At 71.7% G+C, this 14,285-nt stretch carries 17 protein-coding genes; 7 read left to right on the top strand and 10 right to left on the bottom strand.

Annotated elements, in window-relative coordinates:
* Positions 1–1,059 carry a glycosyltransferase family 2 protein gene (locus ACZ64A_RS22720; RefSeq protein ID WP_469812546.1) on the bottom strand — a complete coding sequence of 353 codons (1,059 nt, stop codon included), beginning with the start codon at positions 1,057–1,059 and terminating at the stop codon, positions 1–3.
* A gap of 125 nt (positions 1,060–1,184) precedes the next feature.
* Between ACZ64A_RS22720 and ACZ64A_RS22715 the strand changes: the two genes are divergently transcribed.
* Positions 1,185–2,669, top strand: coding sequence for an LCP family protein (locus tag ACZ64A_RS22715; protein ID WP_469812545.1), 1,485 nt, complete (start codon positions 1,185–1,187; stop codon positions 2,667–2,669).
* A 125-nt stretch (positions 2,670–2,794) separates the two neighbouring features.
* A complete protein-coding gene (locus tag ACZ64A_RS22710; protein ID WP_469812544.1) occupies positions 2,795–3,154 on the top strand; it encodes a four-helix bundle copper-binding protein in 360 nt (119 codons plus the stop codon).
* 57 nt (positions 3,155–3,211) lie between these two features.
* Here ACZ64A_RS22710 and ACZ64A_RS22705 read toward each other — a convergent pair whose 3' ends face one another.
* A complete protein-coding gene (locus tag ACZ64A_RS22705) occupies positions 3,212–3,847 on the bottom strand; it encodes an HAD-IA family hydrolase (protein WP_469812542.1) in 636 nt (211 codons plus the stop codon).
* A complete protein-coding gene (locus ACZ64A_RS22700) occupies positions 3,840–5,126 on the bottom strand; it encodes an LCP family protein (RefSeq protein ID WP_469812541.1) in 1,287 nt (428 codons plus the stop codon). Before ACZ64A_RS22700 ends, ACZ64A_RS22705 begins: the two co-directional genes overlap by 8 nt.
* A gap of 119 nt (positions 5,127–5,245) precedes the next feature.
* Here ACZ64A_RS22700 and ACZ64A_RS22695 point away from each other — a divergent pair, with 119 nt between their 5' ends.
* The gene (locus ACZ64A_RS22695; RefSeq protein WP_469812539.1) at positions 5,246–5,803 is read left to right on the top strand and encodes an acyl-CoA thioesterase; all 558 of its coding nucleotides are present in this window, start codon (positions 5,246–5,248) and stop codon (positions 5,801–5,803) included.
* Positions 5,804–5,982: 179 nt separating this feature from the next.
* Entirely contained in the window at positions 5,983–6,144 is a 162-nt protein-coding gene (locus ACZ64A_RS22690; protein ID WP_469812538.1) for a hypothetical protein, read from the top strand.
* 199 nt (positions 6,145–6,343) lie between these two features.
* Here the strand turns inward: ACZ64A_RS22690 and ACZ64A_RS22685 are convergent, their stop codons facing one another.
* Positions 6,344–7,501 carry an acyl-CoA dehydrogenase gene (locus ACZ64A_RS22685; RefSeq protein ID WP_469812537.1) on the bottom strand — a complete coding sequence of 386 codons (1,158 nt, stop codon included), beginning with the start codon at positions 7,499–7,501 and terminating at the stop codon, positions 6,344–6,346.
* A 200-nt stretch (positions 7,502–7,701) separates the two neighbouring features.
* Between ACZ64A_RS22685 and ACZ64A_RS22680 the strand changes: the two genes are divergently transcribed.
* Positions 7,702–9,045: a UDP-glucose dehydrogenase family protein gene (locus ACZ64A_RS22680; protein ID WP_469812536.1), complete on the top strand. Its 1,344-nt coding sequence runs from the start codon at positions 7,702–7,704 to the stop codon at positions 9,043–9,045.
* 177 nt (positions 9,046–9,222) lie between these two features.
* Here ACZ64A_RS22680 and ACZ64A_RS22675 read toward each other — a convergent pair whose 3' ends face one another.
* Complete coding sequence (locus tag ACZ64A_RS22675; RefSeq protein ID WP_469812535.1) at positions 9,223–9,729, bottom strand: CGNR zinc finger domain-containing protein; 507 nt, start codon at positions 9,727–9,729, stop codon at positions 9,223–9,225.
* Between the two features lie 105 nt (positions 9,730–9,834).
* On the opposite strand from ACZ64A_RS22675, the gene ACZ64A_RS22670 reads away from it, so the two are divergent.
* On the top strand, positions 9,835–10,194 hold the full coding sequence (locus ACZ64A_RS22670) for a VOC family protein (RefSeq protein WP_469812603.1): 360 nt from the start codon (positions 9,835–9,837) through the stop codon (positions 10,192–10,194).
* A gap of 52 nt (positions 10,195–10,246) precedes the next feature.
* Positions 10,247–10,636, top strand: coding sequence for a VOC family protein (locus ACZ64A_RS22665; RefSeq protein WP_469812533.1), 390 nt, complete (start codon positions 10,247–10,249; stop codon positions 10,634–10,636).
* A 121-nt stretch (positions 10,637–10,757) separates the two neighbouring features.
* On the opposite strand, the gene ACZ64A_RS22660 is transcribed toward ACZ64A_RS22665, so the two are convergent.
* From ACZ64A_RS22660 to purE, 5 genes are all read right to left on the bottom strand, one after another.
* Positions 10,758–11,867 (bottom strand): dipeptidase, encoded by a 1,110-nt coding sequence (locus tag ACZ64A_RS22660; protein WP_469812531.1) that lies wholly within the window; start codon positions 11,865–11,867, stop codon positions 10,758–10,760.
* 120 nt (positions 11,868–11,987) lie between these two features.
* On the bottom strand, positions 11,988–12,251 hold the full coding sequence (locus tag ACZ64A_RS22655; RefSeq protein WP_469812530.1) for a Txe/YoeB family addiction module toxin: 264 nt from the start codon (positions 12,249–12,251) through the stop codon (positions 11,988–11,990).
* Complete coding sequence (locus tag ACZ64A_RS22650; protein ID WP_469812528.1) at positions 12,248–12,520, bottom strand: type II toxin-antitoxin system Phd/YefM family antitoxin; 273 nt, start codon at positions 12,518–12,520, stop codon at positions 12,248–12,250. Before ACZ64A_RS22650 ends, ACZ64A_RS22655 begins: the two co-directional genes overlap by 4 nt.
* Positions 12,521–12,600: 80 nt before the next feature.
* Positions 12,601–13,779, bottom strand: coding sequence for a dipeptidase (locus tag ACZ64A_RS22645; RefSeq protein ID WP_469812526.1), 1,179 nt, complete (start codon positions 13,777–13,779; stop codon positions 12,601–12,603).
* A gap of 4 nt (positions 13,780–13,783) precedes the next feature.
* Positions 13,784–14,281, bottom strand: coding sequence for a 5-(carboxyamino)imidazole ribonucleotide mutase (purE, locus tag ACZ64A_RS22640; protein WP_469812602.1), 498 nt, complete (start codon positions 14,279–14,281; stop codon positions 13,784–13,786).
* Between the last annotated feature and the right edge of the window lie 4 nt (positions 14,282–14,285).

The raw sequence follows: 14,285 nt of genomic DNA, 5'->3' as shown, positions 1-14,285 counted from the left end.
TCAGGCGGGCTCGTGCGGCTGCTCGGCGGTGCGCGCCGCGCCGAGCACCGCCGGGCGGCGGGAGGCGATGACCCGCCGGGCCAGCGACTTGGGGCTGGTCAGAAAGCCCCAGCCCCACGACATGTGCATGGTGGCCAGCGCGACGGGGATCTGCAGCCGCGCCTTGAGCGGCAGCCCCTTGCCGGCCGGCAGCGACCCGGCGGCGATCGCCGCGAGGTAACCGGCCGGGACGACGAAGCCCCACGGCGTCAGGGCGGCCCCGACGACGAGGCCGGCGGCGATGGCGCACACCGCCGTCGGCGGGGCGAGGTAGCGCAGGTTGATGGAGCCGGCGTGGTAGCGGGCGACGACGTGCCGCCAACGGCCGTAGTCCTTGTACTGCTTGGCGAGCGCGCGCACGCTGGGCCTCGGCCGGTAGGCCACCCGCAGCTCGGGCGAGAACCAGATCAGGCCGCCCGCCTCGCGGATGCGGAAGTTCAGCTCCCAGTCCTGGGCGCGGATGAACTCCTCGTTGTAGCCGCCCTGCTGCTCCAGCGCCTCGCGGCGGAACACCCCGAGATAGACGGTCTCGGCGGGGCCGGCCACGCCTCCGGTGTGGAAGGCGGCGTTGCCCACGCCGATCTTCGAGGTCATCGCGGCGGCGACGGCGTGCTCCCAGTCGTTCTCGCCCTCGGCGTGCATGATGCCGCCGACGTTCTGCGCGCCGGTCTCCTCAAGGAGACGCACGGCGGTGGCGATGTAGTTCGGGGAGAGCATGCCGTGCCCGTCGACGCGGACCACGACCGGATGCCGGGACGCCTTGATCGCCGCGTTGAGGGCGGCGGGCGTACGGCCGGTCGGGTTCGGCACGGTGTGCACGCGGGGGTCTTCGGCGACGAGCCGGGCCGCGATCTCGTCCGTGCGGTCCGTGGACGGACCGAGGGCGATCACGACCTCCATCTCGCCGGCGTACTCCTGCGCGAGGATCGCTTGGACGGCCCCGCGCAGATGCCGTTCCTCGTTGAGGACGGGCATGATCACGGACACGGCGGGGGGCTGCACGTCGGACTTGGCGTTCATCGGTCCTCACGTTACCGCGAACGGGGGACACCTTTGCGCGCCGCGTGAGCGGGTCACCGGGCTGCAGATCGTATGGACCTACCGTGCTCACGGATCGCGTACGGCCTCGTCCGGAGGTGTCCTCCTTGTCCACGCCGCCCCGTCCCGCCCCGTCCCGGCCCCAGCGCCGCCCGCAGCCGCCCCGCAGGCCCCGGCAGCCCGCCGGACGCCGCAGGCCGCGCTGGGCCATGCGGGCGGTGACGACGCTGTCCGTCGTCGTCCTCGCCTCCGCCGGGATCGGGCACGCCGTGATCTCCAGCCTGGACGCGGACATCGCACGGGTCGACCCCTTCAAGGACATGAAGAACCGGCCCCGCGCGGGCCACGGCATGAACGTCCTGCTGGTCGGCACCGACGGACGCGACAAGATCACGCCGGAGGAGCGCAGGAAGTACCACCTCGGCGGCGCCCCCTGCCACTGCACCGACACCATCATGATCGTGCACATCTCGGCGGACCGGGACCGGGCCAGCGTGGTCAGCCTCCCCCGCGACTCCTACGCCGAGACGCCCGAGCACACCGACGCCACCACCGGTGAGCGGCACAACGGCCACCCGATCAAGCTGAACGCGGCGTACGCCGAGGGCGGGCCGCAGCTGACCGTGCGCACGGTCGAGCAGATGACCCATGTGAAGATCGACCACTATCTCGAGGTCGACTTCACCAGTTTCATGAAGACCGTCGACGAGCTCGGCGGGGTGACGATCTGCACCGCCGAGCCGCTGAAGGACTCCTACACCGGGCTCGACCTGGCGGCCGGCACGCACACCCTCAGCGGCGGCGAGGCCCTGCAGTACGTGCGGTCCCGGCACATCGACGGCGCCTCGGACCTCGGCCGGATGAAGCGCCAGCAGCGCTTCCTGGCCGCACTGGTGGACCGGGCGACGTCCTCCGGGGTGCTGCTGAACCCGCTGAAGTTCCGCGACGTGACCCGGGCGGTGCTCGGCTCGGTGCGGGCGGACAAGGGGTTCGGCGCGGACGAGCTGCTGGACCTCGGCCGCGCGATGCGCACCTTCTCACCGTCGTCCTCGGAGTTCACCACGGTCCCCGTCGGGCAGCTGGGCTTCCAGGTCAAGGGCATCGGCTCCACGCTGAAGTGGGACGACGCCAAGGCCGCGAAGCTGTTCGAGGCGCTGCGCGAGGACAAGCCGCTCGCCGCGCAGCGGCCCCGCGGCGTGGCTCCGGTGGAGGTCGAGGTCGCCCCGCAGCAGATCCAGGTGCGGGTGGAGAACGGCACCGCGACGTCCGGCCTCGGCCGCCGCGTCGACGCCGCCCTCAAGGCGGCCGGCTTCCGCACCACCGGCGCGCCCGGCAACGCGGCCCCGGCCGGCAACGCGACCACGCCCCCAGCGCGCCGCACGGTCATCCTGTACGACCCCCGCTGGGACCGTTCCGCCCGGTCGCTCGCGGCCGCGCTGCCCGGCAGTGAACTGCGCGCGGCGCCCGGCCGGGGCCCGCTGATGAAGGTGATCGCCGGCACCGACTTCCGCCAGGTCCGCACCGTGCGCGCCGAGCAGCCGGAGCAGGCGGAGGCCGCGGTGGTGCGGGGCAACGAGGTCGGCTGCGCCTGAGGCGTCGCCGCCGCGGCATCTCGTCGTAGGGACGTCCGATGGACGCGGGGGCGGTGTGAGGCGTACCACGGAAGGGCACTACGGGGCCCCGCCCCAGGGCCCCTCGCACCACCCCAGGAGGAGCCATGACCGAGTCCGCCGCGACCCCCATGACCAAGGAGATGCAGGACTGCGTCGAGGCGTGCATGTCCTGCCACACCATGTGCGAGGAGACGATGAGCTCCTGCCTGCAGATGGGCGGGCAGGCCCAGATGCAGGTCATGCGGGCGCTCATGGACTGCTCGGAGATGACCCGGATGTGCGCCGACATGATGATGCGGCGCTCGCCGCTGTCGGCGGAGATGTGCGCGATGTGCGCCCGGGCGTGCGACCTGTGCGCCGAGGCGTGTATGAGCATGCCGGACGACGCGCAGATGATGCGCTGTGCGGAGTCCTGTCGCCGCTGCAGCGAGATGTGCCGCGCGATGGCCGGCGCCACGATGTGACCCCCGCCCCCAGCAGTCGGCGGAGCGCCCCGCGCGGGGTGCCCCGCCGCCGCGGCGCTACGGCAGTGGCGCCAGCGCCCGTTCGAGGTCGGCCGGCGTGCGGAAGTGCACGGTACGCATGCCCAGCGCGGCGGCGGCCTCGACGTTCTCGGCGGTGTCGTCGACGAAGAGACACCGCTCGGGGCGGGCACCGGCGCGGTCGGCGGCGAGGCGCAGGATCCGCGGGTCGGGCTTGACGAGGCCGACGCGGGCGCTGCTCACGACGTGATCGGCGAGATCGGCGAGGCCGAGCGAGGCCAGGTCCTCCTCCAGGCGCGGGGTGGCGTTGCTCACCAGCACCAGCGGGACGTGGCGCCGGGCCCGCCGCAGCAGCGCGACGACGGTGTCGTCGGCGTAAAACGGCGAGGCCAGCAGGGCGGCGCCCAGCTCGCGGCCCGTGTCGTGCGGGACGAACCCGGCGAGGCCCCGGGCGATGGACTCCACCCACTCCTGCTCGCCGGTCCGGCCGAGCAGCAGCGGCAGGACCACCTCGGGGTCGAAGGCGACCTTGGCGGTGGTGCCCTCGGCGATCCCCGCGGCCCGCTCCAGAGCGGCGAGCGGGGCGGGGTCGTAGAACCGCACGACGTTGTCGACGTCGCACAGCACCGCGTCGAAGGTTGCGGAGGGCGCCGGCCTCCGGGGGGCGTCAGCCACCCGAGACCGTGACCTTCTCGTCGTTGTTCAGCTCGTTGACCAGGGTCTTCACCTTGGCCTTGTCCCAGACGAGGTTGCCGCCGCGCGAGCCCGAGATCGGCATGTTCATGGAGGTGCCGTCGCCGCCGTTGACGCCCTTCATCGCGAAGAACATCGAGCCCAGGTCGTACAGGCCCATGTCCTTGTCGACGATCAGGGAGTCCAGGCCGGCGCCCATCGTCGGGTAGAACCTGAACGGGTTCATGATCGTCCCGGGCGTGGCCACCTGGTGGGCCAGCGCGGCGAGGAACTTCTGCTGGTTCTTCGTGCGCTCCAGGTCGGACGCGGCGAAGGCGTGCCGGGTGCGGACGAAGGCGAGGGCCTGCTCGCCGTTGAGGGTCTGCTTGCCGGCCTGGAAGTCGGCGCCCGAGTACTTGTCCTTGAAGGGCTTGTCGATGGTGAGCTCGACACCGCCCACCGCGTCGACGATGTTCGCGAAGCCGGCGAAGCCGATCTCCACGTAGTGGTCGATGTGCAGGCCGGTGTTGTACTCGACGGTGCGCACCAGCAGCTCGGGGCCGTCCTCGGCGTAGGCGGCGTTGAGTTTGGTGCGCCGCCCGGTGGCCGGGTAGGTCTTGCCGGACTGCGAGCCCTTGTACGACGGGATCTCCACGTCGGAGTCACGGGGCAGCGAGATCAGCGTGTCGCCGTTGCTGCCGACGTGCAGGATCATCATCGAGTCCGTGCGCTTGCCCTCGGCGGAACCGGTGTGCAGCTTCTTCTTCTCGTCCTTGGACATGCCCTCGCGGCTGTCCGAACCGACGATCAGGTAGTTCGTGCCCTCGCCGGACGACGGCCGGTCGATGACCTTGGACAGGTCGACCTCGCGGCGCAGCTTGGAGTCGGCCCAGAAGTACGTGCCGACGCCGGTGACCACGAGCACGGTCGCGAGCGTGATCGCCGTCCACTTGATCCGGCGGCGCCAGTTCGGCGCGGGACGCGGTCCGCGGCCGGCCGGTCCGGCGGGGCCGTGGCCGCCGGGGCTGCCGTAGACCTGGCCGGTGTTGTAGCCGGAGTCGTACCCGTCGTCGTAGCCGCCGGGGGCCTCGCCGCCGTCGACGTACGACGGCTGCGGCGGCACCGCGCCGTACTGCGGGCCGGCCGGGCCCGGCCGGGCGCCCGGAGCGGGCCGGCGGACCTGCCGCATGACGCGGGCGCTCTCCGGCGTCGCGCCGGCGCTGCCGCGTCCGTAGCGGGTGCCGCGGTTGTCGTCGGACCATCCCTCGGGCCAGTCATTCATGGGCCCCAGTGTGCCGGGCCCGGCGGTGTGCCTTACAAGGGCCGTCGGTAAATAAGGTCAGCGCTGTTGCGAAGCTGACACAAATCCACCGGATGTCAGCTCGGCATAAGGTGGACGGCATGACAGACCAGGCCCCCGCCGCAGATACGGACACTCCGGAGATCCCGGGCAAGCCGACGTCGGCGTCCCGCACCACGCTGAGCCACATCATGACCCACAACGACACCAACCTGCTGGGTACGGTGCACGGCGGCGTGATCATGAAGCTGGTCGACGACGCCGCCGGCGCGGTCGCCGGCCGCCACTCGGGCGGGCCCGCGGTCACCGCGTCGATGGACGAGATGGCGTTCCTGGAGCCGGTCAGGGTCGGGGACCTGGTGCATGTGAAGGCCCAGGTCAACTGGACGGGCCGGACCTCGATGGAGGTCGGCGTCCGCGTCCTGGCCGAACGCTGGAACGAGTCCACGCCGCCCACCCAGGTCGGCTCCGCCTATCTGGTCTTCGCCGCGGTCGACGCCGACGGCAAGCCGCGCTCGGTCCCCCCGGTGATCCCGGAGACGGAACGCGACAAGCGCCGCTACCAGGAGGCCCAGATCCGCCGCACCCACCGCCTGGCCCGCCGCCGAGCCATCATGGACCTCCGGGAAAGGCGCGCGGCGGAGGGCTTCGAGGACTAGGGCCTGCCGACGGCATCAGGAGCGGCCCTGGGTGCCTTCAGCGCCGGGTCGTTCTTCGTGTGCGGGTCGCGTCGTGGCCGGTCGCGTGCCCGGCATCGTGGTGACCGTGGAACGGTCCGGTCTCGCTCCGGCACTACTACGGCTCCCGCCTGCTGTACGCCGGAGTCCCTGAGAACGACGTGGCGGACTGGATGGGCCACAGCAGCACAGACGTGCTCAGGGAGCACTACCACTACATCTTCGAAGGCGCCGAGCAGCGCGGCCGAGCCGCCATCGCAACCATGCTGACGCCCGGCGCCGATGACCCCGACGACCCCACAGGCGCGTCAGAGGTCGCCTGACCCCACAGGACAACAGCCCCCGGCAACTCGCCGGGGGCTGTGTTCGTTTGGGCAGGTCAGCGGCTGTTTTCGAGTCGCCAGTTGCCCAGGATTCCCCCAGCATGACGCCCATGGACGGCCCTGATCGGGCCGCGACGGGCAGAAAGCCGAGAGCGCTCCTCCGGAGCCTTGGAACTGCCTCTGACCTGCGGAAACGGTGTTACGGGAGGTTCCTCGCCATGACGATGCGCTGGACCTGGTTCGTGCCCTCGTAAATCTGGGTGATCTTGGCGTCGCGCATCATGCGCTCGACCGGGTAGTCGCGGGTGTAGCCGTAGCCGCCGAGGAGCTGGACCGCGTCGGTGGTGACCTCCATCGCGATGTCCGAGGCGAAGCACTTGGCGGCGGCGCCCAGGTAGGTGAGGTCCGCGTCCCCGCGCTCGGAGGCGGCCGCGGCCTGGTAGGTCAGGGCGCGGGCGGCCGAGATCTTCATGGCCATGTCGGCCAGCATGAACTGGATGCCCTGGAAGTCGGCGATCGGCTTGCCGAACTGCTTGCGCTCCTGGACGTAGCCCTTGGCGTAGTCCAGCGCGCCCTGGGCGATGCCGAGGGCCTGCGCGGCGATGGTGATGCGGGTGTGGTCCAGGGTCTTCATGGCCGTCATGAAGCCCGTGCCCTCCTCGCCGATCATGCGGTCGGCGGGGATGCGGACGTTGTCGAGGTAGACCTCGCGGGTCGGGGAGCCCTTGATGCCGAGCTTCTTCTCCGGCGCGCCGAAGGAGACGCCCTCGTCGGACTTCTCCACGACGAACGCGGAGATGCCCTTGGAGCGCTTGGCGGGGTCCGTGACCGCCATCACCGTGTAGAAGTCCGACACGCCCGCGTTGGTGATCCAGCGCTTGACGCCGTTGAGGATCCAGTGGTCGCCGTCGCGGACCGCGCGCGTCTTCATGCCGGCCGCGTCCGAACCCGCGTCGGGCTCGGAGAGGCAGTACGAGAACATGCCCTCGCCCTTGGCGAGCGGGGTCATGTACTTCTTCTTGAGCTCCTCGGAGCCGGAGAGGATCACCGGCAGCGAGCCCAGCTTGTTGACGGCAGGGATCAGCGAGGAGGACGCGCAGACGCGGGCCACCTCCTCGATCACGATGACCGTCGCCAGGGCGTCGGCGCCCGCGCCGCCGTAGCTCTCGGGTACGTGCACCGCGTGCAGGTCGTTCGCCACCAGGGCGTCGTGCGCCTCCTGCGGGAAGCGGGCGTCCTCGTCCACCGCGGCGGCGTGCGGCGCGATCTTCGCCTCGGCCAGCGCGCGGACGGCGTCGCGGAGCATGTCGTGCTCCTCGGACGGGCGGTACAGGTCGAAGTCAGCCGATCCGGCCAAGGTCTCTCACGCTCCAAAGACGCTGTGATACTGACGCGATACCAACGCTAATTACCGTTAAGTAACTCAAATTTTAGAGCGCTGGACGCCGCATGGGTACGTGACCTGAACGACAGAGGGAAATCCGCCCGGTGAGGGCCACCGGCGCGCCCCGGCTATGCTCGGCACGCGCACCGAACGACCTCGACCCGGGAGCACGCATGGCCCTCAAGATCACCGTGATCGGCACCGGTTATCTCGGTGCCACGCACGCGGCGGCCATGGCGGAGCTGGGATTCGAGGTGCTCGGCCTCGACGTCGTCCCGGAGAAGATCGAGAAGCTCCAGCGGGGCGAGGTCCCGATGTACGAGCCGGGACTCGAGGACCTGCTGCGCAAGCACGTCGCCGGGATCGAGGGGTCCAGCGGGCGGCTGCGCTTCACCCAGGACTGGGCGGAGGCCGGCGCGTTCGGCGAGGTGCACTTCGTGTGCGTGAACACCCCGCAGCGCCACGGCGAGTACGCCTGCGACATGAGTTACGTCGACTCCGCGATCGCCTCCCTCGCCCCGCACCTGCGCGGTCCCGCCCTCGTCGTCGGCAAGTCGACCGTGCCGGTGGGCTCCGCCGACCGCCTCGCCTCCTACCTGGTCGAGCACGCGCCGGCCGGCGGGGACGCCGAGCTGGCCTGGAACCCTGAGTTCCTGCGCGAGGGCTTCGCCGTTCAGGACACGCTGCACCCGGACCGGATCGTGGTCGGCGTGCGCAGCGAGCGGGCGGAGAAGCTGCTGCGGGAGGTGTACGCCACGCCGATCGCCGAGGGCTCGCCGTTCGTCGTCACCGACTTCCCGACCGCCGAACTGGTGAAGACGTCCGCGAACTCCTTCCTCGCCACCAAGATCTCCTTCATCAACGCCATGGCCGAGGTCTGCGAGGCCGCCGGCGGCGACGTCGCCAAGCTGGCCGAGGCCATCGGCTACGACGACCGGATCGGGCGGAAGTTCCTGCGCGCCGGCATCGGCTTCGGCGGCGGCTGCCTGCCCAAGGACATCCGGGCGTTCATGGCGCGCGCCGGTGAGCTGGGCGCCGACCAGGCGCTGACGTTCCTGCGCGAGATCGACTCGATCAACATGCGCCAGCGCGGGCAGATGGTGGAGCTGGCCCGGCAGGCGCTGGGCGGCGGCCCGTTCCTGGGCAAGCGGGTCGCGGTGCTCGGGGCGACCTTCAAGCCCGACTCGGACGACGTCCGCGACTCCCCCGCGCTCAATGTCGCGGGGCAGATCCACCTCCAGGGCGGTCAGGTGACCGTCTACGACCCGAAGGGCATGGAGAACGCCCGCCGGATCTTCCCCACCCTGGGGTACGCCGGCACCGCGCTGGACGCCGTGCGCGGCGCCGATGTGGTGCTGCACCTCACGGAGTGGCAGGAGTTCCGGGAGCTGGACCCGGAGGAGCTGGGCTCGGTCGCGGCGGAGCGGCTGATCCTGGACGGCCGCAACGCCCTCGACCCGGAGCTGTGGCGGCGGGCCGGGTGGACGTACCGGGCGATGGGCCGCCCCACCGCGTAGCAGACGGTTTCGCGTAGCAGACGGTTTCCCCACGGACGTACGAGGGACGCCGGTTCGGCCGAGGCTCAGTCGGCCGAACCGGCGTCTGTCGCATTCTGCACCACCGCGGAGCCCGCTCACGCCCCCTTCGCCCGGCAGCCGCCCGTTCACGCGCCCCTTCGCCCGGCAGCCGCCCGTTCACGCGCCCTTCGCCCGGTAGCGCCGCATCTTCGCGCGTGCCCCGCAGACCTGCATCGAGCACCAGCGTCCGCGGCCGGCGGGGCTGCGGTCGTAGTACGCCCAGTGGCAGGTGTCGGCCTCGCACGCCTTGAGCCGCTCCCAGGTGCCCGCGACGAGGGCCTCGGCGACGGCGGCGGCGACACGGGAGAGCAGCGGAGCGGAGTCGGCCGGGGCGAGACGGGCGGAGCCGTCCCGCTCGTCCACGGTGACCAGCAGCGGGGCGGCGGCGAGCAGCTCGCCGAGCGGGGTGACCCGGCGGTGCGGGGGGTGCCCGGCGTGCGCGAGGAGGGCCGCCCGCAGGGACTCGCGCAGTTCGCGGGCGTGCGGCAGGTCGTCCTCGGTGAGCCCGAAGCGCGCCCGGCCCTCGGCCGTGCCGAGCGTGTCGCCGCCCGACTCGACGTCCAGGGTGTTGACCAGGGACTCCACGAGGGCGAGTCCTCCGGGCGCGACCGATCTCTCACTCATGCTTGCGACGTTACCTCCAATGGGGCAGCATGCAGTAACCGTTACCGTTTACCCGCCTCTATGGGTAACCGCCCGGGTAACGTCACCGATGCCGAGGAGGACGTCATGGCCGTCGCCGAACTGGGAGTCGTCGTTCTGGACTGCCCCGATCCCCGTGCCCTGGCCGGGTTCTACGCCGCCGTGCTGGGCGGCACCATCGAGGACCAGGGCGAGTGGGTGGACCTGAAGCTGCCGGGCGGGAAGCAGCTGGCCTTCCAGCAGGCGCCCGACTACGTCCCGCCGACGTGGCCGTCCGCCGACGGCTCGCAGCAGTTCCACCTGGACCTGACGGTGCCGGACCTGGACACGGCCGAGAAGGCCGTGCTGGAGCTGGGCGCGCGGCCGCTGGACGCCGAGGACCGCACGCGCACCTTCCGGGTTTACGCCGATCCGGCCGGGCACCCGTTCTGTCTGTGCGCCTGCTGACGGGCGCGCCCGCCGAGACACCGCCGAGACACCACTGATCAGGGAGGTCTCCATGCCCCGTGTGGCACGTCTGCGTTCCGTCGTCGTCGACTGTCCCGATCCGCGGGCGCTGGCCCGCTTCTACGCCGAGATCGTCGGTGGTGAGCCCGAGAGCGAGGACGCCGACTGGGTCGTGCTCCGGGTGCCGGACGGGCCCCGATTGGCGTTCCAGCGCTCGGAGGGCCACACCCCGCCGGAGTGGCCGCGCTCGGACCGCAACGCCCAGCAGTTCCACCTGGACCTGGACGCCGGGTCGAGCTGGGACGAGGTCGACCAGGTGGAGAAGCGGGTCCTGAACCTGGGGGCCCGGCTGCTGAAGCGGGAGGAGGGCGACGAGGACTTCCGGGTGTACGCCGATCCGGCCGGCCACCCGTTCTGCCTGTGCCTGATCCCCGAGGACTGACGCCGCTCCGGGGGCCGTGTGGGCACCCCGAGGGCTGACGCCGCTCCGGAAGCCGTGCGGAGCCCCGAGGGCTGACGCCGCTCCCGGGGCCGGTATCAGTCCCCAATTTCCCGGGGGCCCGCTATCCGTCCAGTTCCTCGATCGTCGCCGCCGACGGTTCCCGGCGGTCCTGCGCGGTCCGTGCCGCGAAGTCGGCGCTGCGCAGGACACGCTGGACGTTGCCCCAGGTCAGCAGGGCGAGGTCGGCCTCCGGCCAGCCTCGGCGCAGCAGTTCGGCGATGAGCCGGGGGTAGCAGGAGGGGTCGGTGAGGTCCTGCGGGTGGTCCGCGCCGGAGTCGTAGGTGCCGGCCAGGGCGACGCAGTCCGCACCGGCGACGGTGCGGACGTGGTCGAGGTGGTCGGCGACGTCCTTCAGCCTCGGCCCGGTCTGGTCGGCGGCCAGCGGCACCATGCACAGCCCCTTGGCCGCGCCGAGCCGGGCGAGCAGCTCGTCGGGCAGGTTGTCGGGGTGCGGGCACAGCGCGCGGGCGCCGGACCGGGTGCACAGCACCGGCGTCCGGGACAGGGTGAGGGCGCGGGCGATGGTGGCGTCGGAGGCACCCGAGAGGTCGGCGAGCACCCCGAGCCGGTTCATCTCGCGGACGACCTCCTCGCCGAACCGGCTCAGGCCCGCCTCGCTGGCCCAGCTGGTGCCGGCCAGGGTGACGACGCGGACGCCGAGGGAGTGCAGCACGCGCAGGATGGCGACGGAGTCGCCGAGGGCGGCGGCCGGGGCCGGGCCGGGGATCACGGCGACGCGGCCGCAGTTGCGGGCGTCGATGACCTGCCCGGCGGTCCGGGCCAGCCGCAGTCCCTCGGGGTGACCGCGTACGACGGAGCGGAGCAGGTCGAGCTGGGTCAGCGTGCTGACGAGCGCGCGGCCCGCGGCCGGCTCCCCCGGCAGGTGCAGGGACCACAGCAGGGCACCGACGTGGCCCTCGCGCAGCCGGGGCACGTCCGTGTCGACGGAGCTGTCGCCCAGTTCGAGGTCGTACCAGGGCAGCTTGCGCAGCGCCCAGGACAGCGCGCTGTAGCCGTCGGCGACGGGGTGCTCGGCGAGCAGCGCGCGCACCCGGTCGACGGCGTCCAGCGCGGCGGCGTACGCCTTCGGGAAGGGGTCGTCGACAGGGTCGTCGACGGGCAGGTCGCCGATCTCGGTCGTGTCGTGCAGTTCGTCCTGGAGGTCGGCCATGACGGTCTCCGTACGTCGTGATCGGCGGCAGAACGGCAGTACCGTCACGGTCGCACGGGGCGGGGCGTCCTTCCTGGTGGACGGGGCGTTCGGGGGTACGCCCGGCGGCTCCGCACGGGATCAGTCGTGGTAGTCGTAGCGGGCCTTGAGGATCTTCACTTCCTTGTCGTCGGCCCGGTAGACCAGCCGGTGCTCGTCGTCGATACGGCGGGACCAGTAGCCGGACAGGTCGCCTTTGAGCGGTTCCGGCTTGCCGATGCCGGTGAACGGGTCGCGCTGGATCTCACCGGTCAAGCGGGTGATACGGCGCGCCGTCCCGCGGTCCGAGCCGAGCCAGAAGAGGAAGTCCTCCCAGGCGTGCGGGTCGACGTGGACGCTCCTCACTCGCCGCCCGCCAGGTCCCGCAGTTCCTCCAGTGTCCTGCCGACGGCGGCGGTGCCCGCCCGGTCACGCGCGACCGCTTCCATGAGCCGGCGGGCGTTCGCGGGGGACCTCAGGAGGTAGACCGTCTCCTGCCAGGACTCGTAGTCGTCGGCGGACATGAGAACGGCATCGCCGCCCTTGGAGCTGATGCGGACCGGGGTGTGATCGTCATTGACGCGCTTGATCAAGGGGAACAGGTCCCTGCGTGCCTCACTGGCGCTTATGGTCATCCGCCTTCGCCCTCCATCCAAGTCGTACCGGAACATGGGACTGCTCCGGTACGACTTTCCGGTACCACCAGGGATGGTGCTCAGCCGTCCAGCGACTCGATCGTCGCGTGGGACGCGGGGCGTTGCCTGCGCAGCTCCCGGGAGACGTCCTCGGCCGCGCCCAGCACCCGGACCGCGTTCTGCCAGGTCAGCTTGGCCAGGTCGGACCTCGACCAGCCGCGGTCCAGCAGTTCGGCGATCAGGTTCGGGTAGCCGGAGACGTCGTCCAGACCCTCGGGGGTGAACGCCGTGCCGTCGTAGTCGCCGCCGATGCCGAGGTGGTCGACGCCGGCCACCTCGCGCATGTGGTCCAGGTGGTCGGCGACCGTCGCGACCGTGGCGACGGGGCGCGGGGTGCGCTCCTCGAACGCGCGGTGGATCTTCATCGCCTCGGGGCTGGTGTCCAGGTGGTGCAGCCCGTGCGCGCGCATGTTCTCGTCCGCGGCCGCCGTCCAGTCCACGGCCGCCTGCAGGACGAACTTCGGCACGAACGTCACCATCGCCACCCCGCCGTTGGCGGGCAGCCGCTCCAGCACGTCGTCGGGGATGTTGCGCGGGTGGTCGCACACCGCCCGGGAGGACGAGTGCGAGAAGATCACCGGCGCCTCGGTGACGTCCAGCGCGTCCCGCATGGTGCTCGCCGCTACATGGGAGAGGTCGACGAGCATGCCGAGCCGGTTCATCTCCCGCACCACCTCGCGGCCGAAGGCCGTCAGGCCGCCCGCCCTCGGCTCGTCGGTCGCGGAGTCCGCCCAGTCCACGTTGTCGTTGTGGGTGAGCGTCATGTACCGCACGCCGAGCGCGTACAGCCCGCGCAGGGTGCCGAGCGAGTTGGCGATGGAGTGCCCGCCCTCCGCGCCCATCAGCGAGGCGATACGGCCCTCACCGCGCGCCGCCTCCAGATCGGCGGCCGTCAGCGCCAGCCGCAGCTCGGCCGGGTGCCGGTCGACCAGGCGCCGTACGCAGTCGATCTGCTCCAGCGTGGCCGGCACCGCGTCCGGCAGGTCGGAGCGGACGTACACCGACCAGTACTGCGCGCCGACCCCGCCCGCCCGCAGCCGGGGCAGGTCGGTGTGCAGGTGGGCGGACTGGTCGGCGGCGATGTCACGGGCGCCGAGGTCGTAGCGGACCTGCTCGCGCAGGGCGTACGGCAGGTCGTTGTGGCCGTCGACGACCGGGAACTCGGCGAGGAGTTCCCGGGCTGCCTGAAGGGACGTCATCGCGTCACTTCCCGAAGCCGAAGCCGTTGCTTCCCTCGACCTTGGACCGCAGGCGCTTGCCCTTCTCGGTGGCCTGGTCGCCCAGTTCCTGCTGGAAGTCCCGCATGCGGCCCAGCAGCTCCTCGTCGTGGGCGGCGAGGATCCGGGCGGCCAGCAGACCGGCGTTGCGGGCACCGCCGACGGAGACCGTGGCGACCGGCACGCCGGCCGGCATCTGCACGATCGACAGCAGCGAGTCCATGCCGTCGAGGTACTTCAGCGGCACGGGCACACCGATGACGGGCAGCGGGGTGACCGAGGCGAGCATGCCGGGCAGGTGGGCGGCGCCACCCGCACCGGCGATGATCACCTTCAGCCCGCGGTCGGCGGCCTGCTCGCCGTACGCGATCATCTCGCGGGGCATGCGGTGCGCGGAGACGACGTCGACCTCGTAGGCCACCTCGAACTCGTCGAGGGCCTTCGCGGCGGCCTCCATGACGGGCCAGTCGCTGTCCGACCCCATGACG

The sequence above is a fragment of the Streptomyces sp. NPDC104814 genome (assembly GCF_055583185.1).
This window is presented reverse-complemented; position numbering and strand designations above follow the sequence as displayed.